Below are 1,683 nucleotides of genomic sequence, written 5' to 3' on the forward strand. Positions count from 1 at the left end.
CACGGTTGCCTGCGCCGGTTTGTTCTAGTGCGCTGATATTGCTGGCGTTAATGAGAATACTATCTTTACCTGATCCTGCGTTGAATACATCCATGCCACCGTTGCCTGTTAGGGTGTCGTCGCCTGCGCCGGCAACGAAGATTTCATCGTTACTGGTGCCTGTGAGTGTGTTGGCGTTTTTATCACCGAGATAATTAATGGCGTATTTAGAATCGCCACCCAGTTTTGCCAGGTCTATGGCAACGGTGTCTGTTTTGCCGAAGATGACATAAAATTTATCGGCACCACCCACCACACTCACACCCACAATCAAATCATCCAAACCATCGCCGTTGACATCGCCTGCGCTGGAGACTGAGTAGCCATTCCAATAACCCCCTGCCTCGCCATTAATTACAAAGCCCCCTGTAGGGTTGCTTGCATCAGCAATGGCACTCAGATTGATGGCACCGCTGTTGGCTTTACCAAACACAACATAAGATTTACCAGGGTAACTGCCTCTTTGGCGGGCACCAACAATCAAATCATCCAAGCCGTCGCCGTTGACATCGCCTGCGCTGGAGACTGACCAGCCACTAAAATCATACGCTGCCTCGCCATTAATAACAAAGCCCCCTGTAGGGTTGCTTGCATCAGCAATGGTACTCAGATTAATGGCACTACTATTGGCTTTACCAAACACAACATAAGATTTACCTGCAGATAATTTGCCACTTGGATCGGCCTGATAGGAGCTAACAATCAAATCATCCAAGCCGTCGCCATTGACATCGCCTGCGCTGGAGACTGAGGCGCCACTCGTATCACCCGCCATCTCGCCATTAATAACAAAGCCTCCCTCAGGGTTGTTTGCATCAGCAATAGCACTCAGATTAATGGCACTGCTGTTGGCTTTACCAAACACAACATAAGATTTACCTGCAGATAATTTGCCACTTGGATCAGCAAGAAAAGAACCCACAATCAAATCATCTAAGCCGTCTCCGTTGACATCGCCTGCACTGGAGACTGAGTTGCCGTTCCAATCACCTGCCGTCTCGCCATTAATAACAAAGCCCCCTGTAGGGTTGCTTGCATCAGCAATAGCACTCAGATTAATGGCACTGTTGTTGGTTTTACCAAACACAACATAAGATTTACCTGCATATGATTTGCCACTTAGACTGGCATTATAAGCACCCACAATCAAATCATCCAAGCCATCGCCGTTGACATCGCCTGCGTTGGAGACTGAGCAACCACTCTGGTCACCTGCCGCCTCACCATTAATCACAAAGCCCCCTGTAGGGTTGCTTGCATCAGCAATGGCACTTAGATTAATGGCACTGCTGTTGGTTTTACCAAACACAACATAAGATTTACCTGAGTCATCGCCATTTGGGTCAGCTTGATAGGCGCCAACAATCAAATCATCCAAGCCATCGCCGTTGACATCGCCTGCGCTGGAGACTGAGTAGCCACTATTATCCCTCGCCGCCTCTCCATTAATCACAAAGCCTCCTGTAGGGTTGCTTGCATCAGCAATGGCACTTAGATTAATGGCATTACCGTTGGCTTTACCAAATACAACATAGGATTTACCTGCATATGATTTGCCACTTAGGTCGGCATCCCAAACACCCACAATCAAATCATCCAAGCCATCGCCGTTGACATCGCCTGCGCTGGAGACTGAGTAGCCAC

1 pseudogene is annotated in these 1,683 nt (G+C 48.4%); it reads right to left on the reverse strand.

The features are described from left to right. Positions 1–1,683, reverse strand: a pseudogene (locus BAZSYMA_RS08665) (hypothetical protein); the annotation flags it as partial.

Source organism: Bathymodiolus azoricus thioautotrophic gill symbiont, from assembly GCF_001298715.1.
In the GTDB taxonomy this organism is placed as follows: domain Bacteria; phylum Pseudomonadota; class Gammaproteobacteria; order PS1; family Pseudothioglobaceae; genus Thiodubiliella.